Genomic DNA, 21,362 nt, shown 5'->3' on the forward strand with positions numbered 1-21,362 from the left:
GACCTGTCGGCATACAGGTCGGACCGTCCAGAATTGGAGCTTTCATGCCGTCCACAAAGAATCCCGAAACGGCCCTCAACAGTCAATGAGCCATTTTTCAAACCGTTTCAAGGACGACTCGAATGTTTTTCAGTGGACGTCACTCCGGTGTCCGGCCGTCGTCCAGGGCCCTGGACACGGCACGATTCAGCGCGATCCGCCGCCTCCACAGGCCGATGCACGCGGCGGTCCACAGCAGGCCGAACTCGGCGACGAGCGCGATGCCGATGACGACGGCCCAGTCCATCCCGTCCCCCTCGTTCATGCTGGTCGGGGACATCAGGGTCAGCCGGCTCTCACCGGCCGGAGGGCGCGGAGCACGGGGCGCCTGCAACGGCGGCAGGACGACCGCGTCGGGCTGCGGCGCGGGCGGAAGGGGCGGCAGACTCGGTGCCGCGGGCTCGGGCGGCAGACTCGGCGCCGGAGGGAAATGCGGCGCCGGAAGCTCCGGGATCACTGCGTTTCCTGGGTCGTCTGGGCTCTCCGGAATTTCTGGGAATGGTTGGGCTTCATCTGGCTCATGCGTATCGGGTGCCATTCCTCCGTCCCCGCCGGACGGCATCGGGCCCGCCGGGCATCCGCCGCCCCGGCACGGCCGAACAACGGAGGGTCTCGGGTTCGGTCTCGCCTGGCCGGGTGTCCGCGGCCTCGGACCGTCACCGCCCTGGCAAGCACCGCCCCTGCATGTCGTGCCGCCGCCCGGTCGGCGCGACGTCGGCTTGCGAGGTGAATCGCCGTCCATGCCGGACTTCGGCGAGCGGGTCTTGGGCTTTCCCGCGTGGCATGAGCGTCCGTCCGCGCCGCCCTTGCACGGTTTGCCGGAAGGTTTCCCGGCGGCGCTCGGCCTCACCGGCGAGGGCCGCACTGTGGACGGCTTCGCAGTCGGCGGTTTCACAGTGGGCGGTTTCACAGTGGGCGGTTTGGCCGTGGTGGGTTTGACCGTGGTGGGTTTGGCCGTGGTGGGTTTGGCCGTGGACGGCTTGGTTGTGGGCGGCTTGGTTGTGGGCGGCTTCTTCGTCGGCGGCTTTTCGGTTTTCGGTTTCCCCGAAGGTTTGCCGTGAGTGGTTGAAGCCGTCGGGCTCGGGCTGGACGGGTGGCTGCTCGGCTTGGTGACTCCGCCGGGTGTCGGCCTCGTCGTGCTGCTGGAGAAGTCGACGACGGCGCGGATCCAACGATGGGTCGCGTTGGCGGCGTCCGCCATGGCCAGGACGGTCAACGACTTCGCGGACGCATCCGACACCGCGGAACCCGGAATCCGGACGATCGCCGTCCGTTCGACAGCGTCCGCGCCGACGTCACCGAGGTCGCACCTCACCCGGTCATCAGAACGGTCTCGCACACACTCGGACGAGTACTTCAACCAGGACAGCGGACGCTCAGCGGTGAGCCGCAACGCGACATCCCTGGCCGTTCCACCCTGGGCCCGCACCCGAACCGTGTAGCTCAGGGCGTAGTCCCGGCCGGTCGCCATGGCGCCGTCGGCTCTCATGTCCATCATCAACCGGACAGACGACGAACGTCCGGCCAGAAGGGCCGAGGCGCTCGGACCCGCCAGCGTCAACGCCAGGCCGGTCAGTGCGCCGCCTACCGCGATCGCACGCCAAGGTCTTCTTCGGTGCCCTGTCGGCATCCGGTCCCCCTCGTCCCATACGGCTGCCGGGGGGCGGCGGCGTAGCGCCGGGCAACGACAGTTATTGCCAGGTCAACGCCACAAGTAACGTGCGTCACTCCACCAACCCACTTTTCTTTCACATAGCGAAATCGCCCCTCCGTACACTCGGGGGTGTTCCGAGGGGGAAGGAGTCGGGGGTGGCGGAGGCGGTCCGCTCGCTGGAGCGTGCGTTCGACCTGCTCGAACATCTCGCGGACGCGGGGGGTGAGATGGCTCTGTCCGAGCTGACCGAGGTCTCCGGGCTGCCGATGCCGACGATCTACAGGCTGATGCGGACGCTGGTGAACAAGGGCTATGTGCGCCAGGAGCCGTCCAAGCGGTACGCCCTGGGTCCGCGCCTCGTCCGGCTCGGTGAGGGCGCCAGCCGCCTGCTGGGCACCTGGGCGCGCCCGGTCCTGGCCCGTCTCGTGGACGAGGCCGGCGAGACGGCCAACATGGCGGTGCTGGAAGGCGACGAGGCCGTGTACGTGGCGCAGGTGCCGTCCAAGCACTCGATGCGGATGTTCACCGAAGTGGGACGGCGCGTCCAGCCCCACTGCACGGGTGTGGGCAAGGCGCTGCTGTCTCAGCTGTCCGACGAGAGGGTTCGCGACATCCTCGCCCGGACCGGGATGGAAGCGCACACCCCCAACACCCTCACCGACGCGGACGCCCTCCTGGCCGAACTGGCGCGCATCCGGGAGCAGGGCTACGCCCTGGACGACGAGGAGCAGGAGATCGGGGTGCGTTGTGTGGCGGTGCCGCTGCGCGGCGCTCCGGCGCTGACCGCGCTGTCGGTGTCCGGCCCGTCCGGTCGCATGACGCGGGAGGCCGTCTCGAACGTCGTGCCCATCATGCGGGACGCCGCCGAACGCTTCACCCGGGAACTGGGCCCGAGCGCGTAAGGGTCAGTCGACGGGTTCGCCGACGAGGACCGTCGGGCGTCCACCACGCTCCCAGGCGACGAAGTCGCCCGCGGACTTGACGAGGATCGCGAGCATCCACAGCGCCAACCCGGTGTCGTCCACGATCCCGGCGACGGGAATCACGTCGGGGATGGCGTCGATCGGGGAGACGAGGTAGACGACGCTCAGGGAGAGCAGTCCGACCATCTTGAAGGACAGCCCCTTGTACTGTCCGCGCATCACCGACTTGAGCATTCGGGGAACGGCTCGCACGCGCTCCCAGAACCCGGGTGCGGTGGGTTCCAACGTCTCGGCGTAGATCTGCCAGGCCTGCCCCGCGGCGGCCGCGCTGCGCTTCCTGTCCACGTGCACTCCTCAGCGGAACGATCGGGGGGCGCGCCCCCGCGACGCCCACGACTAACTACGACGCGATCAGTGCCGGAATTGTTCCCCGGGACCGGTCGAGAAACCCGTGTCACACGCGCCACGCGCATAACGGCACCGGAACATTCGCATGACCTGGTGTTTCAGTGCTCTCTCGAATCCGGATGCGAGTTACCTCAGGTGAGTTCTTCATCACTCTCATGGGCGAGGTGCGGCGATTCGCGGCGTGTTGCCCCGCGTCCGCTGGAAGCATGGGCGGGCGGCAGGTGCCGCCTCCCCCCGCACGACCGGCATCGCCCGTCGAGCACCGCAGGAGCTGAGTACCGACATGAGCGGCGACCACCATACGAACCACCCCGTCCACGGAACCGCGGCCGGGGACGCCTACATCGCGTTGCCCCCGACCGCCGTCGACGCGACCGCCAAGGGGTCCACCCGGCTGATCGTGGCGTGGCCCGGTTTCGATCCGCCCCGCACGGCGAGCGCGCTCGCCGCCGCCGTCCCGCTGACGGGCGTGCCGGTGTGGCGCGTCTACCTCGACCTGCCCGGCCACTCGCCCGGCGGGCTCGGCTCCGGCGCGATTCTGGAGACCGAGACCATCGAGACGTACTGCGCGGCGGTCGAGAACGCCGTGGAGCGCCTTCCGGCGGCGCTGGCGGACATCCGCCGCGATCTCGAACTCCCCGACGGTCCCGTCGCCCTGGCGGGCTTCAGCGTGGGCGGGGCCGCCGCCCTGCTGGCGGTGGCGCGCGGCGCCGTCCAGGTGTCCGCCCTCGCCCTGGTCACGCCGATCGTCTCGCCGTCACGGGCCGCGCGGGCCGTGGAGAAGCGTTCCGGCCGCGACCGGTCCTGGTCCGACTCCGCGACCACGCTCGCGGACGGCCTCGACCTCGGCTCGCTCGCCGAGGGCCTGGCCGGACGGAACGTGGCGACCCTGCTCATCGGCGGTGCCCAGGACCGGGTCGTCCCGGCCGGTGACATCACGTCCCTGCGCGACGCGCTGCGCCAGCACGGCACCGGTTCGGTCGAGTCGACGACGTTCCGCATGGGGCACGCGTTGGCGGCCGAGCCCGGCACCGAGGCCCGTCCTCCGATCACGGAGGCCGTGCGTGTGGACGGCGCCCTCACCGACTGGTTCCGGAACCGTCTTGCTCGATCCGTGCCCGTCCCTCCCGACAAGTCCCTGCCCGTCGCCGACACCCGCCCAGAGGACAGTGGCGTGAACGACGGGCCCGACGAAGTCGACCTGGACCGGACTCACCCGGACGGCTTCGACCGCTGGCTGAACGTCGAGCCACCACCCGCTGACGCGAGACCGGCACTGCCCGACGACCTACGGTCGGCGAACGCCCCGCTCGGCGCCGACGGCGACGGCACGTGGTCGACCGGTACGCAGGACGTCCCCTCCGCACCCCAGGATCCGACGCCGCACTCGACGGCGATCGTGAGTGCGGGCGAGCAGCCCCGATGAGTCGGTTGCCGGACGTCCGGTCGCGTCAGCCCTTGGACAGGATCTCGTAACGGACGGGGATCACGCCCGATCCAGTGCCGCCGACCTCCACCATCGCGGCCTTCGACAGGTCCAGGCAGCGACCGCCCGCGTACGGGCCACGGTCGTTGATACGGACGACGACGGAACGGTCGTTGTTCTGGTTGGTCACGCGGACCTTCGTGCCGAACGGCAGTGTCTTGTGCGCGGCCGTCAGTTCGCTCGGATTGAAGCGTTCACCGCTGGCGGTCATCTGCCCCTCCCAGTAGTAGGAGGCCTTGCAGGAGCCCGTGCTCACGACCTTCTGCGTCGGCGCGCTGCTCTCCTTCTTGGGCTTCGCCACGTGACCGGCGGCGACGTCCGCCTTCTTCTTCGGCGACTTCGTCTTCTTCTTCGTCGGGGAAGGCTCCGGCGAGCGGTTCCCGCCGCGGCTGGCGCGGGTGGGTTCCGTTCGCGGTTCGTCCCGCAGCGGTGTCGTGACCTGCGGCGCGGATTGTGCGGCGGACGCCGGTTTCGCGGGCGCGTTCCCGTCGACGAGGGCGAACGCCCCCACCGCGAGGACGGCGACGGCCGCGCCGGAGACGATCAGGATGGTACGGAGGCGCGCTTGGAGAAGACGCCTGACAGGGCTACCCACAGAGGAGTCCTTTGTTAGGGGACAGGACCCCGGACGCCCGGTGTTCTCGCGGCGTGTTCAGGCGACGTCGTCGTCCGACCCTGAAGCGCTCACCGTGCGCGGGCTCGTTGGCCCGCCTCCGCGCCGTCCTTGGCGGCGCTCCCGCCTCATCGCGGGTCCGGCGTCCGGCAGGTGCGGCGAAGGAAAGGCATCTTCACTTTTGATCTCTAAGACGCCGCACAAGTCCTTGACCGTACGGTGCGTAGCACGCGGAACACGACAAAGAACGGGAGATTGTGGGGTTTGTCACCTCAGCTTTTGCCCTAAGGAGTTGATCAACTCCGCCGAGTAGCCGAGATGGTAGATCAGCTTTACTACCCATGGAAGCGGCGATCTCGGTCATATAACAAGCGTCCGCTCGCCGCCGGAACGGGACGTTCCGCGAATACGCCACACCTCATGCGCAGCCGCGGAACGCCCCTTCGAGTGATCGTTTTCGGCCGGATTCCGCTCGGCCCGACAGATCGTCTCCTCCGCCTACGGCAGGGACAGCGGGGCCTCGACCGGGCCCACGGCACGCTCGCCCGCCTTCAGCACCTCCACCACACTGCGCACCTCGGTCGTCGCGTGGTCGACGCCGTCCCCCGTCATGCCTACTCCCCTGGCCGCCTCGTCGAGCACGTCGCCGGACGGCTTCGGCCCCGCCAGCCGTCCGCCCGGAGCGACCGGCGTCCCCCCGAGCGGCAGACCGCCCTTCGCCACGCCCAGGGGGGCCAGCAGGTCCGGGAGGGGCAGGCTGATCGGGCTGGGAGTGGGCGGGTTCATCGCCACGCGGCGGCCGGAGGAAAGGCAGTCGTCGCCCTTGGGCACCACGCCCAAGGCATCCTTGCCGAGGGTCGGCAGCTTCGGCTCGGGGAGGCCGATCCCCGTGTGGGAGTTGACCGTCTTGCCCGGGTTCAGCGTGCAGTGTCGTTCGGCCACGGTACGCAGCTTCGGCGAGACCGGACCCGCGGCGAGGGCCTTGTCGACGGTGGCCGTGCCCTTCTCGGCGGTCTTGCCCGCGGTCCGGACGACCGGTTTGGGCAGGTTTCGGGTGGCGGGCGCGGCGTCGGTGGCGGTGTCGTAGAGGAGCGTGGTGGTCGGGCCGGGCGCCGCATGGGACGGCGCTGCCGCGACGGCGAACGCCATCGCCGCCGGGACGAGAACGGAGACGGTCAGCAGGCTTCTGGCGGATCGATGCATTTTTCCCCCGGTTTTCGGATTGACCCTGCACTTGCGGTGCGCGTCCGCGCGACTCGCAAAAACCGGCGCACCGTCGACCGGGGACGTTAGTACAGACCGTAGACCCGCATCGGCCATTGGAACATCGATCGGTAAACTCCGTGTAGATCTCCACGGCCACGACCGAACAAATGCCATTAAATCCCGAATAGGGGAAAGGGGCCGCCGCTCATCCGCACCCAGGAAGATCACCTGCCCGCCCTCGTCCTGCCCCGCGACCCGCTCCCTTTCAGTCGACTCGGTCGCGAACAGCCCGCAACGTCGACCGCGTCGACCGCGTCGACCGCGTCGACCTCGACGTCCCGACTAGAGGCAGCCGACCAGCACACCGAAAGCCGGTCAGCCGGCACGGCAAAGGCGAGCCGACCAGGACACCGGAGGCGGGCCGACCAGGACACCGAAGGCGGGCCGACCAGCGCGCCTAAAGCGGGCCGACCAGGGCGCCTAAAGCGGTCGGCCGGGGAGCGGGTCGGCCGGGGCGCCTAAGGGACGGGTGCAGGGTGGAGGGAGGCCCGGGGGCCGGGTGGCGGCGTGGGTCAGCGGGACTGGAGGGCGTCCAGGGCTACGGCCTGGGCGATGACCAGGCGGCGGTCCAGGCGCGGGTCCTTGATGTCGACGGCGTAGCGGTCACGGAAACCGAGCTTCTTGTCGACGGAGAAGACGACCTGGTCGCCCGCGTAGAAGTCGAAGTGGTACGGCCAGGCGAACGGCAGGACCTCCACGTACGGGATCCACTGCCAGACGCGGCGCAGCACCGCCACGACCTTGTTGCGCTCGCTGCCGGTCGTGACGCCGAGGCCCGGCTGTTCCAGATGCCAGGTCGAGGCGAGGAGCGACTTCTTGAAGTCCTTTCGGAAGACGCCGATCGGCTGGCCGTTGGCGTCCGTGACGTCGTACGCGGAGGCCAGGTCGATGCGTTTGCGGGCCTTGAACCCGAGGATCGGACGCGTCTTGGAGTCGTCCGAATAAAGGGTGACCTGTTCCTTGAACGCGAGACGCTTCTGCTGCGCGAACGCGACCAACTCACCCTCGCCGCCGCCGGGGGCCTCGGCGTGCACTTCGTACTGGTTCACCATCAGACGCAGCCGCTGCCGGATCAGCAGCTTGGTCTGCGCCTGGAGCCGTTCCTCGTCCAGTGAACTCACCCGTTCTGTAGCGTTCTGCGGAGTCTGCCACAGATGACGGGGTGGGGTCAGGACTCCTCGATATGCGCGGCGAGGTAGCCGTGGATCAGCCGCTCCGCCTCGGCGACGATCAGTGGATCGCCGTCCGGGTCACGGCGAAACGCCATCTTCAGCACGGCGTCCCCCGCCTCCACCGCGATCGCGAGCGCGGTGGCCAGCGCGGGGGTGTCCTGGACGTCGAACGTTCCGACGATCATCTTGCGCAGCCGTCCCGCGACCACCGCGTTGTTGTCGGCGTCGGAGTCGAGCAGGTTGACGTCCGCGACGTCCCCGAACCGCAGCACCCGGAAGCCCGGCACGGTGCGGTGCATGTCCACGAAGATCTTGATGATCGCCCCGACCGTGTCGGACCAGTCGGCGAAGCCGCCCTCGGCCAGCCGTGCGGAGATCCGCTCCCCGAACTCTTCCAGGTTCCGCAGCGCGAGCGCCTGCGCGACGGCGCGCTTGTCGGGAAAGAACTGGTACACCGAGCCGATGGCCACCTCGGCGCGCTGCGCGATGCGCGTCGTGCTGAGGCCGTCGTAGCCGTCCTCGTCGAGGATCTCCGCGCAGGCGTCGAGCATCCGCTGGACGCGTTCGGCACTGCGACGCTGGGCGGGACGGCGGCGGAGCGGGGTCCGGGTCTCGGTCACCCCACCATTGTCACCCGGAGGCCACGGATCCGGGCTCGAAGTGCGTACGGTTGGCGACCCGGAGTCAGGGGAGTGTTCCGTGCGCACCACCCTGGCGGGGTCCGTTCCGGGACGCGCGGTCGCGGAACGGCCTCCCCCCTCGTCCCCGAGCGCCTCTCAGTCCCACGTCGATCCGGCGGGCTCCCGGACGGTCGCATTGAGGCGGTTGAACATGTTCGTCATGCCGATCGTGAAGAGCAGCGCGGAGATCTGCTTCTCGTCGAAGGCGTCGGCGAGCCTGTTCCACAGCTCGTCGGGCACCGGCTCCTCCGACAGGTCGGCGAGACGGGTGACCCGCTCGGTCAGCTCCAGGGCCGTCCGCTCGTCGTCGGTGAAGAACGGCGCCTCCCGCCAGGCCGCGACGGCCGCGATCCGCTCGGGGGACTCGCCCTCCTTGGTGAGGCTGTGGACGTGGCCGTAGACGCAGGCGCTGCATCCGTTGATCTGGCTGGCGCGCAACGCGACGAGTTCCTTGAGCTGCTTGGAGATGCCGCCCTCGTCGATGGCCCGGACGAGCCCGCCGATCCCCTTCAGGGCGTTGGGCAGGGCGTAGGCGGGGTTCTGCATCCGTGCTTGCATGGTCTCCTCCTGCGGGTTCGCGACGGCGCGGTCCGGCGCCGGTCTTCACTTCACTGACGGAGCCCGCGGGACGGATGTGACATCCCTGTTCGTCAGAGCGTGAGGGTCGCCTCCACCGCGAAGTGGTCGGACAGTGGCACGAGGTCGTCGTCGGGGAGGCGGACGTGTTGCTCGAAGCGCAGCCGTGTGGTGGCCTCGACGCCGGGGGTGACGAAGATCTGGTCGATCGGCTCAAGGACCGCGTACTCGGGCCGGAAGGTGGGGGCGGTGTCCCCGCCGGTGGCGTCACGCAGGCCCGTCCTGGACGCGAAATCGCGCAAATGCGCATGGGCGCGGGGAACGTTGAAGTCGCCCATCACCACCTTGGGTTCCGCCGGGTCGATTTTGCCGATGAGAGCGGCCAGTTCGCCCAACTCGGACTCCTCGGCCTTGGTGTAGGCATTGGCCGGTGACCAGTCCATGTCCATGTTCGCTGAGAGGTGTGTGTTGACTACGGTCAGGAATCCTTCGGGGAGCCGGACACGGGTGAACAGGGCGCCTTTGCGTAGCAGCCATTCGGGCCGCGCCGGGCGGGTGGGCGTGAACGGCTGGAAATGGCGGCGGGTGATGGGACGGCGCGAAAGGGTCACCAGCCCGCCGCGCACGAGAGGGAAAGGCGAGCCGTGCGCGACGTGCGGATACGAGGTCGCGGCGCGGCGCAGGTGGGCCAGGTTCCGCGGGGAGATGACCTCCTGGACGCAGACGACGTCGTAGTCCGACTGCTCGATGAGCTGGGCGAACACTCCCAGGCGGGCCCGGGAGCGGCCCCGGAACAGGGTGTTGAACGTCAGGACGCGGACCCTCATGACGCGGCGCCGTACCCGGCGACGGGTCGCCGTACTTCGTTGTCCCATTCGGCCATGCGCGCCACTCTACGTGAACGTGACGGCGCCCCGCCGGACGACCGACAAGGGCAAAAAAATGGCAAAATCCCTGGCCGGAGTGCGCGGTGAGATGTCCGGTATGCGTTGATGTGACGGGAAGGCTCGTGCATCATTGAGGCCCAGCAACGGCCGGTCTCTCGAAGGCGCGATACCTGCCCCTTGCCATGGTGGTCATTGAAATTCGGACCATCACGGTAAGCCCCCCGCCACCGTTCACTCCGCGAGGCCCGAAGTGCCCCCGATACACCCCGCATATCACTCGCCCGCCGACCGGCTCACATGCTCGACGGCCCGGTGCGGACGCCTCTCCTGCTTTCAGGTACGCGTGGAAACGGCGACCGTCTCCGCGGACCGGGGCGGCGAACGCGGCTGCTGTGGTGCGCATCTCGGTGATGTCGTCCACGAGTTGGCGTTGTGGGCGCGGGGCCAGCCGCGGCGGCCCGCGCGCGTCGTCGTGTACGCGATGACGGACGATCCGTCCTCGAACGGCGCCGTCCCCTTCGATCGGCTCGTCCTCGGCACCATCTCGGTGTGACCTTGGCCGCTCCCAGACGTTGCCTGCCGCCGAAGGACTTGCGATATTGGGCGAGCACCGCCGCACCCTCACCCGACCGGAAGGCCGAGCCGGTCGCGGCGGTCGCCGCCGAAGACCACCCCGTCGACACGACCATGATGACCCTTACCGAGACATCACCGCCCCTGTCCGCCTACAAGAGGGTCGCCAGCCACGACATCGACGTCCTGCACGACGCGGTCGAACCGTTCGCCGTGGGCCACGACCTCCAGGCCCGCCGCCCGGGCACGCCGCTGGACGGCCAGGTCAACGCGCTCGGCGTCGGCGCGGTCAACCTCGTCTGGGTGCGGTACGGCGGCGACGGCGTCGTCGTGGACGCGCCGCCCACCGAGGGACACTTCGCCATGTGCGTGCCCCTCGCGCCCATGGACATCGAATACCGGGTCTCCACCAGCCGGCACACCATCGACGACAGCCACGTCCTGCCTCACGACGAGCCGATGCGGGTGATCCCCGACCCGGCGCGGGGCTGCCTCGTCATCGCGACGAGCACCGGGCGCCTCACCGACCATCTGTCCGGTCACCTCGGCCGCGAGCAGGCCCCGCCGCTGCGCTTCCTGCGCACCGGGAAACCGGCGCTGGCGTCCTCGATCATCGACCGCACCTGGCGGCACGTCTGCGACATGCTCGACCACGCGACGGCGAGCGGCGGGCTCCACCCGATGGCGGAACGCAACCTGGAGGAGTCGCTGCTCACCGCCATCCTGCTCGGTCTGCCGAACACGGCCACCGCGAGCCTCACGGAAGCGCCGTCCCGGCCCCCGCACCGTCTCGCGGGGGTGATCCGCGAATGGATCGAGGCCCATCATCATCGTCCGATCGGCGTCACCGACATCGCCGCGGCGGTGGGCATCAGCGTCCGGCAACTCCAGGTCATCTGCCAGGACCAGTGGGGCGTCACGCCGACGCGGCTGCTGCGCGGGGTGCGGCTCGACCACGCCCGCGCCGCGCTCCTCGCCGCCCGGCCCGGCCCCCGCACGATCACCGATGTCGCCGAGGCGGCCGGTTATGTGCACATGAGCCGCTTCGCCGCCCACTACCGGCAGCGGTTCGGGGAGACCCCCACCCAGACCGTCAGGCGGAACGCGGCTCCGTAGGGCGCCCGTTCGCGCGGGCGCGGGCGAGCGCGGGGGTCTCCGGGGCGCCGTCCACATGCGCGGCGAACTCGGCGACCCAGCGGGCGATCAGGTCGGGATGGCTGCGCGCCACCCAGTGCCCGGCCGGTGCCCGGCGCACGTACAGGCGGGTCGCGTGGCCACGGGCCGACAGCAGCAGCGACGGCGAGGCGTACCGGTCCCTGATCGGGACGATGAGCTGCACGGGCACGTCCGTGCGCCCGTCACCGGCCGCCCGGTCGGCGCCGCGCCGCAGCAGGTTCGCCCGGTACAGGCCGAGGCCGTTGCGGGCGTCCACCGGCAGCGTGTCGGCCGGATGGCCGTTCCGTGGGGCGGCGCCCTCCCGCAGCCTCAGCACGCGCGGGAACCCGAACGCCACCAGGCGCGCCATGGCCTCGCCGACCTTCGGCGCCACCAGCACGGGCATGTACGTGCTGCGCAGCGCCTGGTCGGCGACCTGGAGCACGCCGCGCGGCCCGGATCGGACGGTCCGGGCGATCCAGGCCGACATGTGCCGCCCGTCCGGGCCGGAGATCGAGGTGAACGACGCGATCCGGTGCCGCAGCCGGTCACCGGTCACGGCGTCCCAGCCCTGCACCGAGCCCCAGTCGTGCCCGACCAGGTGGACGGGCTCGTCGACGCCGACGCCGACCCCGTCCAGGACGGCTTCGAGGTCGCCGACGAGCGCGTCCAGCCCGTAGTCGAGCGGGTCGGACGGGCTGCTGGACGCCCCCGCCCCGCGCACGTCGTACACGACGACGCGGAACCGTTCGGCGAGCCGGTCGGCGACCTCGTCCCACACCGCGCCCGTGTCCGGATATCCGTGGACGAGCACGACCGTCGACCGGTGCTCCTCGCCCCGCACGCGTACGGCCAGCCGGACCTCGCCCGACCTCACCCGCTGCTCTCGCATGGCTCCGCTCGTCAGGGCGGGTCGGCCTGGAGCCCGGTGCAGTCGCGCAGGCCGTTCCACCGCTGGAGTGCGGACTGCGCGGCCGCGCCCTTCAGCGGGATCGGCAGGCCGCCGGAGATCCGTGCGGGCGCCCACTTGTCCTTGACGACCTTGCCGTTCTGCACGCGCAGGAACAGCACTCCGGACTCCGCGGTCTTGCCGTTCGCGGAGTAGAACACGAAGTTCCCCATGCCGTAGTGGACGTAGGCGTTGTCCAGGTAGCCGCCGCCGAGCGGGATGTGCGCGTGGCCTCCGACGACGATGTCGGCGCCCGCCGCGACGAGTTGCTTGGCGAGTTCCTGCTGGCGCGGCAGCGGACAGGGCTGAAGCTCCGCTCCCCAGTGCAGATGGACGATGACGACGTCGGCGCCCTTGCGTGCCTCCTTCACCGCCTGCACCATCCGGGGGACGTTCTTTGCCGACGCGAGCCCGCCCTTGGTGTCGGTGGCCGTCCACGCCTGGATCAGGTTGTCGTCCAGTACCTGAGTCGCGCCGACGATGGCGAGTTTGTTGCCCTTAACGGTGACGCGATACGGGCGGAAGGCGTCGTCGGCGTTCTTGCCGATGCCGACGACCGGGAACCCGCTGCGCTTGATGGCGGCCAAGGACTCGCGCAGGCCGCCTTCCATGTAGTCCATGCCGTGGTTGTTCGCCATGGACACGACGTCGACCCCGGCGGCCTTGAGCGCGGTGAACGCGGTCGGCGGGGCGCGGAACGTGAACGCCTTCGGCGCGGGCGTCCCGCCGCCCGTCGTGATCGCGGTCTCCAGGTTGATCATGGCGAGGTCGGCGGAGCGCAGCTGCTTCGCCACCGGGCCGAGCGCCGTCTCGGGATTGCCGAGCCGGGAGCGCAGCATCCCCTCGAAGTGCGTGTCACCGCCGAACGCCAGAACGATCGGCTGCTTGGCGGGCGCCTTGGACGGCTTCCCCTCGGGGGAGTTGCCCCGGCCCTCGGACGTGGGCCCCTTCGTCGCGCCCTCCACGACGGACCCGCCGTTGTCGCCGCACGCCGCCGCGGTCAGCGCCATCGTCCCGGCCATGGCCGCCGCGGCGACCCTCCTGGCACGCCCGCCCATCGCCCACCTCCCGTCCGGTCCGCCACGGACCCGGTCCATCGGACGCCCAGCATCCCACGGCAGGCGGTCACGTCCACCCCACGGGTCACACTCGACCGACTAAAGATCCACGTCACGGCGCCGGGAGGCGGGGGCGCCGACCGTGGGGTTTAGGCCCTGCCCGCTACAGGTAGGTATGACTGGCCGTGAGGGAACGCGGAAAGCTAGTGTCGCGACAGGGACCCAGCACGACCGCGGAGGAGGGACATGGAACGCAAAGTGAACATCTTCCGTCGCATGTCCCGGCCGCAGGGATCGACGCGGCTGGCCGACGCCACCGAAAGCCTCGAACACATGCGCGGCCTCGACCGCGTCATCCGCGTCATGTCCACGACGGTGCGGCGGACGCTGCGTCCCGGGCCCGTCAAGGACGCTTTGCACGGAGTCCCTCTCGGGCATCCCGCGCACCCGCCCCTGTCCGACATGCCCATCGGCTTCTGGGTGTCGGCAGCCGTCCTCGATCTGCTGCCGGGCGGGCGGCGCGCGTCCCAGACGCTCGTGGCCGCCGGGCTCGCGAGCGCCGTACCGACCGTCCTCACCGGAATCGCCGACTGGTCGGCTCTGCACCGCGAGCAGCAGCGCGTCGGTCTCTTCCACGCGGCCGGCATGGCCACGGCGAGCTCGCTGTACACGGCGTCGCTCGTCGCCCGCGGCCAGGGACGCGACGCCGCCGGACGCGCCTTCGGGTTCGCCGGGCTCACCGTCCTGTTCGCGGGCGCCTACCTCGGCGGCCATCTGGCGTTCCGGCAGGCCGCGGGCGCGAGCCACGCCGATCAGATCAGTCATCTCGTCCCGCTCGGCTGGCATGACCTGTGCGCCGTCGAGGAACTGCCGGACGGTTGGCCCGTCCATCGCCGCCTCGGTTACATCAGCCTGTTCGTCCTGCGGAAGGGCGGCGACATCCATATCCTCGCCGACCGGTGCAGCCATCTCGCCGGGCCGTTGCACCAGGGACGCATCGTCACCGACGACAACGCCGACACCTGTGTCATCTGCCCATGGCACGGGAGCACGTTCCGCGTGGACGACGGCTCCGTCGTGCACGGCCCGGCGACGGCCCGCCAACCCGCGTTCGAGTCCCGCGTGACCGATGAGGGCACCGTCCAGGTCCGCCCGTACTAGCGCGGACTCACTCGGCTCCCTGCCACAGGTCGGGTCCGAACACCTCGTAGTGGACGCGTTCGTCTGAGACGCCCGCGTCGACCAGGCCGCGCCTGACGTCCCGCATGAACGGGATCGGACCGCACATGAAGACGCGCGCCTTGCTCGGCAGTGGTAGCGCGGTCACGTCGATCCGGCCGGGCCGGACGTTCGCGTTCTCGGTTCCCTCCGGGTCCTCGTACCAGGTGAGCTGCCGGAAGGTGGTCATCCGGGCGCCCGCGCGGGCGATCTGGTCGCGGAGCGCGTGGGTGCGGGGGTTCCGGTCGGCATGGACGGCCAGCACAGGCCGGTCGGGCCGCACGGTGGCCAGTTGATCGATCATCGCGGCGGCCGGGGTGATGCCGATGCCCGCGCTGATCAGGACGAGCGGGTCGTCCTCGTCGTCCATGACCACGTCCCCGTAGGGCCGGGAGAGCGCCAGGTCGTCCCCGACCGCGACATGGTCGAACAGGAGCGTCGAGACGGCGCCGTCGGGGGCGGTGCCGTGGCCGCGGACCCGCCGCACCGTGATCTGGACGGTGTCGCGCGCCGCCCGCGACAGCGTGTACTGGCGGAGCTGGCGCAGCCCGTCCGGGAGCGTGACCTCGACGGAGATGTACTGGCCTGGACGATGCGTCGGCACCTTGCCGCCGTCCGCGGGAGCGAGGACGAGCGAGATCGTGTCCTCCGCCTCGTCCCGGCGCTCCAAGACACGCCAGGGGCGGAGCGGGTGCTGCGGGTCGCAGGCGGCGTCCTGGTAGAGCCGGGCCTCCTCGGCGATCAGCAGCGTCGCGAACAGCCAGTACACCTCGGACCATGCGGCATGAACCTGGGGCGTCACCGCATCGCCCAGTACTGCGGCGACCGCGTCCAGCAGATGCCGTCCGACGATCGTGTACTGCTCGGGACGGACGCCGAGCGAGGCGTGCTTATGCGCGATACGGGCGAGTATCCGCTGGAACGGGATGGTGGACTCCGGCTCCACGAGGTGCCGGGCGAACGCGGCCACCGAGCCCGCCAACGCCTGGCGCTGCTCGCCGTTGGCCTGGTTGCCCTGGTTGAACAGGTTCCGCAGTTCGGGGTGCGCGGCGAACATCGCGGCATAGAACTCACCGGTGATCGTCGAACCGTGGGCGGTCACGGCGGGCAGCGTGGCGCGCACGATCTCGGCGTGGTCGGACGAGAGCATCACGGGCCTTTCTCTGGGGGGAACGTGACGGGGGGCGCCGGCGAAGCCAGCGAGAGCAGGACCTGGCCGGCGGGACCGGTCACCAGGTCACCGAGCAACACCTGATCCAGCGACGCCAGGAAGGCCTCCTGCGCCGTCCGCAACGCCCCGCGCAGCCGGCACGCACCGCGCAGCGGGCAGGGCGGACCGTCGCAGTCGACGACCTCGCCGGGCCCTTCCAGCGCCCGGACGATCGCACCGACCGAGGCATCGGTCGCGCCGGGGGCGAGGACGACGCCACCGCTCCGGCCGCGCGCGGTCTCGACCCAACCGTGTTTGCGAAGCCGCTGCACGATCTTCGCCATGTGTTGGGGCGCGGCCTGGAGACGTTCGGCGAGCTCGGCGGCGGACCGCCGCTCGTCGGATGCGCCCAGCAGCATCAGCACGCGCAGGCCCAGATCGGTGGACTGAGTCAGATGCACGCCTTGATCATAGTCAAATCGGACTCCTGAAGTCCGATTTGTGGGAATCCCCACATACGGGCATGCGCGGCGGCGAGCACCCCGCCGGCCTTCGGCCCTGCCTGCGCCACAGGGGATTCGCCGACGCCGGTGCGGAGAAGGCCGCGGCCGACCTGGGAACCTGCCCGGTCCGCGGCGACGAAGCCGAGCCCGTCGGGAGGTGTTCACGGGACGGCTGCGCCGGCGCGTCGAGGCGGTGATCTGGACGCCGAAGAACCAGCCCTTCGGTTCCAGCCGGGTGATGTCGATCCGGGGAGGGGCCCTTCATCGGTGGGGCGAACGTCCACCGGGAGGAAGGGAGAGCCCGACTCTAGGCGTTGTCGGGGGTGACGGAGACGGGATGTTCGACGAGGGCGAGTACTCGGCTGGACATGAAACGGGCCGTGCGGACAGGGGTGCCCGTGCGGGTCACCTCGCTGACCTCCACGACGCCGCGCCGGTTGGCGATCTCCACACGGCGACCCGCCCGGCTCGCCACGACCTCGTACGTTCGCGTTCCTTCGCCCCCGGCATCGATGACGATCTCGACCCTGTCGCCCTTCATCGGCACGAACCTCCGGCAGTCGAACGTATATTCGATCTATACCCGGAACGTCGGGTCGCCAACCGTGTGACGACGGGGCGTACGGGCTGGTCAGGCCAGCAGATTGACGATCGCGATGACGCCCACCGCGACGATGACCCCGCGCAACGCCAACGGCGGGATGCGGCGGCCGACCCTGGCCCCCAGCAGCCCGCCGACCGTGGTGCCGAGCGCGATGAGCAGCACCACACCCCAGTCGATCTTCGTGTCGAAGAACAGCCAGGTGAGGATGAACAGCACCGCGGCGGCCCCGTTCACCACGGCCGAAAGAACGATCTTGGCCGCGTTCACCCGCTGGAGTTCCTCGTCCAGCAGAATGCCGAGGAGCGCGATGAGGATGATGCCCTGCGCGGCGCCGAAATAGCCGCCGTACACGCCCGTGAGCAGGATCGCGACCCACAGCACCGGGCCGCCGTGCGGACGATGTTCGCCTTCCCGGCGTCGCAGCACCCACCTTTGCAGGCGCGGCTGCGCCACCACCAGAACCAGCGCGATCATGATCAGGGCGATGACGATGACGTTGAACGCCTCCGCCGGAAGGCCGAGCAGCAGGAGCGCGCCGATCACGGCGCCGATGACGGAGGCGACGGCGAACCGGAGCAGCCGCGCGCGTTGCCCCCGCAACTCCTCGCGGTACCCGTAGGCGCCGGCCACGCCGCCCGGAACGAGGCCGAGGTTGTTGGACACGTTCGCCACCACGGGCGGATAGCCGAGCGCCACCAGGGTCGGGAACGTGATCAGGGAGCCGGATCCGACGATCGTGTTGATGCCGCCCGCGGCGACCCCGGCCGCGAACACGGCGACCGCGTCCAGTACGTCCACGTACGCACCACCCCGGCCCCTATGAAATCCCCACGGCGCACACATCGTAGGTTCTACGCCGCCCACAACCGTCGATGGGGTGGCGGTTCCGGGGTGATTAAACCGGATTCAGCGGGTGGAACGTGCGTACCAACGGCCATTCTGACGGTCCACGGCGAGCGGAAGGCCGAAAGTGGCCGACAGATGCTCCGCGGTGAACACCTCGTCCACCTTGCCCTGCGTGACGATCTCGCCGTCGCGCAGCAGCAGCGCGTGCGTGAACCCCTCGGGGACCTCTTCCACATGGTGGGTGACCATCGCCATCGTGGGCGCGGCGGGGTCGTCGGCGAGGGCGGCGAGACGGGCGACGAGGTCCTCGCGTCCGCCGAGATCGAGGCCGGCTGCGGGTTCGTCCAGCAACAGCAGTTCGGGGTCGGGCATCATCGCGCGGGCGATCTGGACGCGTTTGCGCTCGCCCTCCGACAGCGTCCCGAACGTGCGACGGACCAGGTCGGCGCAGCCGAGCGCGTCGAGCAACGCGACCGCGCGGTCCACGTCCGTGGAGTCGTACTCCTCCCGCCAGCGTCCGAGAATCGCGTACGACGCGGTCAGCACCAGGTCGATGACCTTTTCCTCGGGCGGGACCGCCGCCGCGAGGGACGAGCTGGCGAGGCCGATCCGGGGACGCAGCTCGAACACGTCGGTCCGGCCGAGCCGCTCCTCCAGCAGGACGGCCGTGCCCTCGGTCGGATGCATCATCGCGGCCGCGATCTGGAGCAGGGTCGTCTTGCCCGCGCCGTTCGGTCCGACGATGACCCACCGGTCGCCCTCGTTCACCGTCCATGTGACATCGCGCAGCAGGTTCTTCCTCCCGCGCCTGACCCCGACTCCGCGGAGCTGAAGTACCTCGCCGGCCATCGCGCGCCTTCGTCCAATCCGCTGGTCCTGAATTCTCAGGAAAGAACCTATGCGATGCCTTGGTGGACGTGGCGCCCGGGTTTGCCGTCGGAGAGGCTTCGGCGCAAGAGGTTCCTTACGGTCCGGTGGTGTCGTCGGTCCGAACGCTTATGGTGGGTCGCATGCCCATCAGGGAGTGTTGGGAACGGCGATGAGCAAGGACGTTGCGACCGCACTGGTCGCCTGGGGCAATGCCTGGCTGGCGGGTCACGTCGGCCTGGACGAGGCGGTCGACGCGGTCGAGAAGGTTTCCGGGCCGCAGATCCTCGACTGCGCGTCCGCCGAGGTGACGTTGCGCCGCGGCCTGGGCGACCTGCGCGTCGGCGGGATGTCGGCGCTGCGGCTGTCGCTGCCCGAACCGGGCGACCCGCTGGGGCTGACCGGCCCGCCCGCCCTCAACCGCGCCGCGATCGACGCGGGCGCCGCCGTCGTCGCGGTGCTCGGCGACCGGACCATCGGGCTCGTCCCCGCGGAGGATCGGCGCGGATCCTCCTACGTCGGGGTCCGCTGGGCCACCCATGACGCGGCGCCCGGTCCGCCGGACGTGCCGTCCCTCGCGGACGCCGACCGGCAACTCACCCTCGCGATGCGGGACGCCACCGAGGCGCTGGTGACCGTCGACGATGTCGCCGCCGTCCCGCCCGAGATCACCGACGCGCTCGCCGCGCTGCGCGACCCGGACCGCGGCGACCATCCGCTCGCCCCCGGCTACCCGGCCCGCGCCCACCGTGTCGCCGCGCTCGCCCGCCGCCTGTCCCTCGTCGTCGACCTCGCCCGGCAGATGGACGACGGTCGCCTCGGCGCCGACCAGATACGGCGCCGGGGTGAGGCACTGCGACTGCTGGACGGAGCCGTCCGGCGAGCGCTCGTCGCCGCGTGCAACAGCGCGTTCGACCCCGTCCCGTAATGAGAGACGGGGCGCCCCGGAAGGGACGCCCCGCTCATCGTGGCTCAGGTCAGTTGCGCACCACGATGGTGTTGCAGACCTTGTCGGCGAAGGTCTGCTTGCGCTCGTCCCACAGCGGCCAGAGGTAGCCGAGGCAGCACAGCGCCTGGTCGAGGAAGTGCGCGAGCCTGCGGACGAACGCCATGCCGAACCCGATCGGCTGACCGGTCTGCGCGCTGACGAGCCGGATGCCCATCTGCCGCTTGCCGATCGTCTGGCCCGTGGTGCCCTCCTGGTAGCACAGCCACAGGGCGCCACCGAACTGGACACCGATGGCGATGATGTAGAACAACACGCCGATCAGGGCCGCGCCGCCGCTACCGGAACCGAACAGCAGGCCCGCGACGATGAAGAGCACAATGGCCGGGGCCGCGACGACCAGGGCGTCGATGATGAGGCCACCCGCCCGCGAACCCCACTCGGCCAGCTGACCGGTCGAGCCGTAGTGGTGGTGGTGCACCTCCTGGTAGCCCGCCTGGGCGGGCTGCGCCGGCGCCCCGTACGCGGGCTGCGCGGCGGGAGGCGGCTGCTGCCCGTATCCGGGCTGCGCGGCGGGCTGGCCGTAGCCCGGCTGCTGCTGCCCGTAGCCCGGCTGGGCCGGAGGCTGGCCGTACCCGGGCTGCGCCGGGGGCTGCTGGCCGTACCCGGGCTGTTGCTGCCCGTAGCCCGGCTGCTGGCCGTAGGGGTCGTAGGGGTTACCCACACTTGCTCCTTATTGATTGACCCTGTCTTATGTGACGCCCGCCGGACCCGGTGGGCTCCGCAAGTCTGACCGAGGACCGACCGCGGCTCAAACCCGCAGAACGCCGAACCGGACGAGCTGCCACAGCTCCGACCCCACGAGGGCGGTGCCGAGCATCCAGGCACGGGTTGTCGGCTGGAGTGCCCACCACCGTCGTCCCGTGCCCAGCGGCGCGAGCACCAGCGCGACCGCGCCGGTGAGGGCCACCGGGTTCGCGAGCACGGCCTGACCGGGACGGCCCGAACCGAGCTCGATGAAGACGGTGGTCCCCCCGCACAGGGGACACGGAATTCCGGTGAACGCCCGAAGGGGACAGAGCACGCCGGGGTCGTTGACACGGTGGATCCACGCCGCGCCGATGGCCGCCACGGCCACCGCCGCGACCCGCAACACGACACCCTGGGGTCCGTGCCGCGCCGCGGTGAGGGACCGGCCGACGAGCCCGCCGAGCGCACCTCTCGGTGCACCGGCGACCGCCGTCCCGGGCGACTCCCCCACTGAATCCTCCGCCTCGATGACATACAGGTGAGTGACCCGTATATCGGGTTCACCCGGAGGCGGGTCAAGCCCGGACCACAATCCGCGATCGGACCGTTACCCCACGCTCGGCGACACCGCCCCAGGGCAAGAGTAGGACAAATCACCAGCTACGTGGGCACCCTTTCGCCCGAACCGTCAAACGAATCCCCGATCCCCCGACACTGCAACACCTGCGACAACCTGCACTGATCGAGACGAAAACCCCGCCCCCAACGAGAGAGGACCACCCAAGAGCCCACCGAGCCAGCCCCACTCGGCGGTGCGGGTGCGGACGGTCAAGATTGTTGGAAAAAGTCGCGAGCTTGACGCACTCCACGTCGTCTCCGTTCGTGCCGGACCAGTGCATCGCGCCAAATCCGGGCAGGCACGAACACAATCCAGCAAGCGGGTGGACAGCCCTGTTCGGGCGGCACAAGACGTGTCAGTGCGGGCGGTCGAGGTCGAAGTGGGGCGATCGCTCGAGGTCCCGATGGGAGCGGGATGTGC

General features: G+C 70.2%; 25 protein-coding genes. 8 read left to right on the forward strand and 17 right to left on the reverse strand.

Going from position 1 to position 21,362, the window contains the following annotated elements:
- Positions 1 to 139 precede the first annotated feature (139 nt).
- The gene (locus BZB76_RS02715; protein WP_121432693.1) at positions 140 to 496 is read right to left on the reverse strand and encodes a hypothetical protein; all 357 of its coding nucleotides are present in this window, start codon (positions 494 to 496) and stop codon (positions 140 to 142) included.
- 283 nt (positions 497 to 779) lie between these two features.
- Between BZB76_RS02715 and BZB76_RS02720 the strand changes: the two genes are divergently transcribed.
- The 3 genes from BZB76_RS02720 to BZB76_RS02730 all read left to right on the forward strand — a co-directional run bounded on the left by BZB76_RS02720 (position 780) and on the right by BZB76_RS02730 (position 2,595).
- Positions 780 to 1,100: a hypothetical protein gene (locus BZB76_RS02720; RefSeq protein WP_121432694.1), complete on the forward strand. Its 321-nt coding sequence runs from the start codon at positions 780 to 782 to the stop codon at positions 1,098 to 1,100.
- Positions 1,101 to 1,481 (forward strand): hypothetical protein, encoded by a 381-nt coding sequence (locus BZB76_RS02725; protein WP_121432695.1) that lies wholly within the window; start codon positions 1,101 to 1,103, stop codon positions 1,479 to 1,481.
- 367 nt (positions 1,482 to 1,848) lie between these two features.
- The gene (locus BZB76_RS02730; RefSeq protein ID WP_281273830.1) at positions 1,849 to 2,595 is read left to right on the forward strand and encodes an IclR family transcriptional regulator; all 747 of its coding nucleotides are present in this window, start codon (positions 1,849 to 1,851) and stop codon (positions 2,593 to 2,595) included.
- Between the two features lie 3 nt (positions 2,596 to 2,598).
- On the opposite strand, the gene BZB76_RS02735 is transcribed toward BZB76_RS02730, so the two are convergent.
- Positions 2,599 to 2,961 carry a YkvA family protein gene (locus tag BZB76_RS02735; RefSeq protein WP_121432696.1) on the reverse strand — a complete coding sequence of 121 codons (363 nt, stop codon included), beginning with the start codon at positions 2,959 to 2,961 and terminating at the stop codon, positions 2,599 to 2,601.
- Positions 2,962 to 3,307: 346 nt separating this feature from the next.
- On the opposite strand from BZB76_RS02735, the gene BZB76_RS02740 reads away from it, so the two are divergent.
- Positions 3,308 to 4,450: an alpha/beta hydrolase gene (locus BZB76_RS02740; protein ID WP_121432697.1), complete on the forward strand. Its 1,143-nt coding sequence runs from the start codon at positions 3,308 to 3,310 to the stop codon at positions 4,448 to 4,450.
- Positions 4,451 to 4,475: 25 nt separating this feature from the next.
- On the opposite strand, the gene BZB76_RS02745 is transcribed toward BZB76_RS02740, so the two are convergent.
- From BZB76_RS02745 to BZB76_RS02770, 6 genes are all read right to left on the reverse strand, one after another.
- Positions 4,476 to 5,105, reverse strand: a complete 630-nt coding sequence (locus BZB76_RS02745) for a septal ring lytic transglycosylase RlpA family protein (protein WP_121432698.1) — start codon at positions 5,103 to 5,105, stop codon at positions 4,476 to 4,478.
- Between the two features lie 516 nt (positions 5,106 to 5,621).
- Positions 5,622 to 6,326 (reverse strand): hypothetical protein, encoded by a 705-nt coding sequence (locus tag BZB76_RS02750; RefSeq protein WP_121432699.1) that lies wholly within the window; start codon positions 6,324 to 6,326, stop codon positions 5,622 to 5,624.
- Positions 6,327 to 6,901: 575 nt separating this feature from the next.
- Positions 6,902 to 7,510, reverse strand: a complete 609-nt coding sequence (locus BZB76_RS02755; RefSeq protein WP_246006718.1) for an LURP-one-related family protein — start codon at positions 7,508 to 7,510, stop codon at positions 6,902 to 6,904.
- 47 nt (positions 7,511 to 7,557) lie between these two features.
- Complete coding sequence (locus tag BZB76_RS02760) at positions 7,558 to 8,181, reverse strand: TetR/AcrR family transcriptional regulator (RefSeq protein ID WP_121432700.1); 624 nt, start codon at positions 8,179 to 8,181, stop codon at positions 7,558 to 7,560.
- Between the two features lie 156 nt (positions 8,182 to 8,337).
- Complete coding sequence (locus tag BZB76_RS02765) at positions 8,338 to 8,799, reverse strand: carboxymuconolactone decarboxylase family protein (protein WP_121432701.1); 462 nt, start codon at positions 8,797 to 8,799, stop codon at positions 8,338 to 8,340.
- A gap of 92 nt (positions 8,800 to 8,891) precedes the next feature.
- Entirely contained in the window at positions 8,892 to 9,644 is a 753-nt protein-coding gene (locus BZB76_RS02770) for an endonuclease/exonuclease/phosphatase family protein (RefSeq protein ID WP_170180490.1), read from the reverse strand.
- A gap of 403 nt (positions 9,645 to 10,047) precedes the next feature.
- On the opposite strand from BZB76_RS02770, the gene BZB76_RS02775 reads away from it, so the two are divergent.
- Entirely contained in the window at positions 10,048 to 10,257 is a 210-nt protein-coding gene (locus tag BZB76_RS02775; RefSeq protein WP_121432703.1) for a hypothetical protein, read from the forward strand.
- Positions 10,258 to 10,295: 38 nt separating this feature from the next.
- The gene (locus tag BZB76_RS02780) at positions 10,296 to 11,393 is read left to right on the forward strand and encodes an AraC family transcriptional regulator (RefSeq protein ID WP_121432704.1); all 1,098 of its coding nucleotides are present in this window, start codon (positions 10,296 to 10,298) and stop codon (positions 11,391 to 11,393) included.
- On the opposite strand, the gene BZB76_RS02785 is transcribed toward BZB76_RS02780, so the two are convergent.
- A complete protein-coding gene (locus BZB76_RS02785) occupies positions 11,371 to 12,324 on the reverse strand; it encodes an alpha/beta fold hydrolase (protein WP_121432705.1) in 954 nt (317 codons plus the stop codon). The two genes, BZB76_RS02780 and BZB76_RS02785, sit on opposite strands and share 23 nt — an antisense overlap.
- Positions 12,325 to 12,335: 11 nt before the next feature.
- Complete coding sequence (locus BZB76_RS02790) at positions 12,336 to 13,439, reverse strand: CapA family protein (RefSeq protein WP_121432706.1); 1,104 nt, start codon at positions 13,437 to 13,439, stop codon at positions 12,336 to 12,338.
- Between the two features lie 246 nt (positions 13,440 to 13,685).
- Here BZB76_RS02790 and BZB76_RS02795 point away from each other — a divergent pair, with 246 nt between their 5' ends.
- A complete protein-coding gene (locus BZB76_RS02795) occupies positions 13,686 to 14,600 on the forward strand; it encodes a Rieske (2Fe-2S) protein (protein WP_121432707.1) in 915 nt (304 codons plus the stop codon).
- Between the two features lie 7 nt (positions 14,601 to 14,607).
- Here the strand turns inward: BZB76_RS02795 and BZB76_RS02800 are convergent, their stop codons facing one another.
- The 5 genes from BZB76_RS02800 to BZB76_RS02820 all read right to left on the reverse strand — a co-directional run bounded on the left by BZB76_RS02800 (position 14,608) and on the right by BZB76_RS02820 (position 18,609).
- Entirely contained in the window at positions 14,608 to 15,807 is a 1,200-nt protein-coding gene (locus tag BZB76_RS02800) for a globin domain-containing protein (protein WP_121432708.1), read from the reverse strand.
- Positions 15,807 to 16,268, reverse strand: coding sequence for an RrF2 family transcriptional regulator (locus tag BZB76_RS02805; protein ID WP_121432709.1), 462 nt, complete (start codon positions 16,266 to 16,268; stop codon positions 15,807 to 15,809). Before BZB76_RS02805 ends, BZB76_RS02800 begins: the two co-directional genes overlap by 1 nt.
- A 349-nt stretch (positions 16,269 to 16,617) precedes the next feature.
- Complete coding sequence (locus BZB76_RS02810) at positions 16,618 to 16,851, reverse strand: hypothetical protein (RefSeq protein ID WP_121432710.1); 234 nt, start codon at positions 16,849 to 16,851, stop codon at positions 16,618 to 16,620.
- A gap of 90 nt (positions 16,852 to 16,941) precedes the next feature.
- Complete coding sequence (locus BZB76_RS02815; RefSeq protein WP_121432711.1) at positions 16,942 to 17,712, reverse strand: sulfite exporter TauE/SafE family protein; 771 nt, start codon at positions 17,710 to 17,712, stop codon at positions 16,942 to 16,944.
- 108 nt (positions 17,713 to 17,820) lie between these two features.
- Positions 17,821 to 18,609, reverse strand: a complete 789-nt coding sequence (locus BZB76_RS02820) for an ABC transporter ATP-binding protein (RefSeq protein WP_121432712.1) — start codon at positions 18,607 to 18,609, stop codon at positions 17,821 to 17,823.
- Between the two features lie 190 nt (positions 18,610 to 18,799).
- Here BZB76_RS02820 and BZB76_RS02825 point away from each other — a divergent pair, with 190 nt between their 5' ends.
- Positions 18,800 to 19,555 carry a hypothetical protein gene (locus BZB76_RS02825; RefSeq protein WP_121432713.1) on the forward strand — a complete coding sequence of 252 codons (756 nt, stop codon included), beginning with the start codon at positions 18,800 to 18,802 and terminating at the stop codon, positions 19,553 to 19,555.
- Between the two features lie 49 nt (positions 19,556 to 19,604).
- On the opposite strand, the gene BZB76_RS02830 is transcribed toward BZB76_RS02825, so the two are convergent.
- A complete protein-coding gene (locus tag BZB76_RS02830; protein ID WP_121432714.1) occupies positions 19,605 to 20,297 on the reverse strand; it encodes an RDD family protein in 693 nt (230 codons plus the stop codon).
- Between the two features lie 87 nt (positions 20,298 to 20,384).
- Positions 20,385 to 20,834: a DUF2752 domain-containing protein gene (locus BZB76_RS02835; RefSeq protein ID WP_211342792.1), complete on the reverse strand. Its 450-nt coding sequence runs from the start codon at positions 20,832 to 20,834 to the stop codon at positions 20,385 to 20,387.
- Positions 20,835 to 21,362 lie beyond the last annotated feature (528 nt).

This window comes from Actinomadura pelletieri DSM 43383 (assembly GCF_003634705.1).
In the GTDB taxonomy this organism is placed as follows: domain Bacteria; phylum Actinomycetota; class Actinomycetes; order Streptosporangiales; family Streptosporangiaceae; genus Spirillospora; species Spirillospora pelletieri.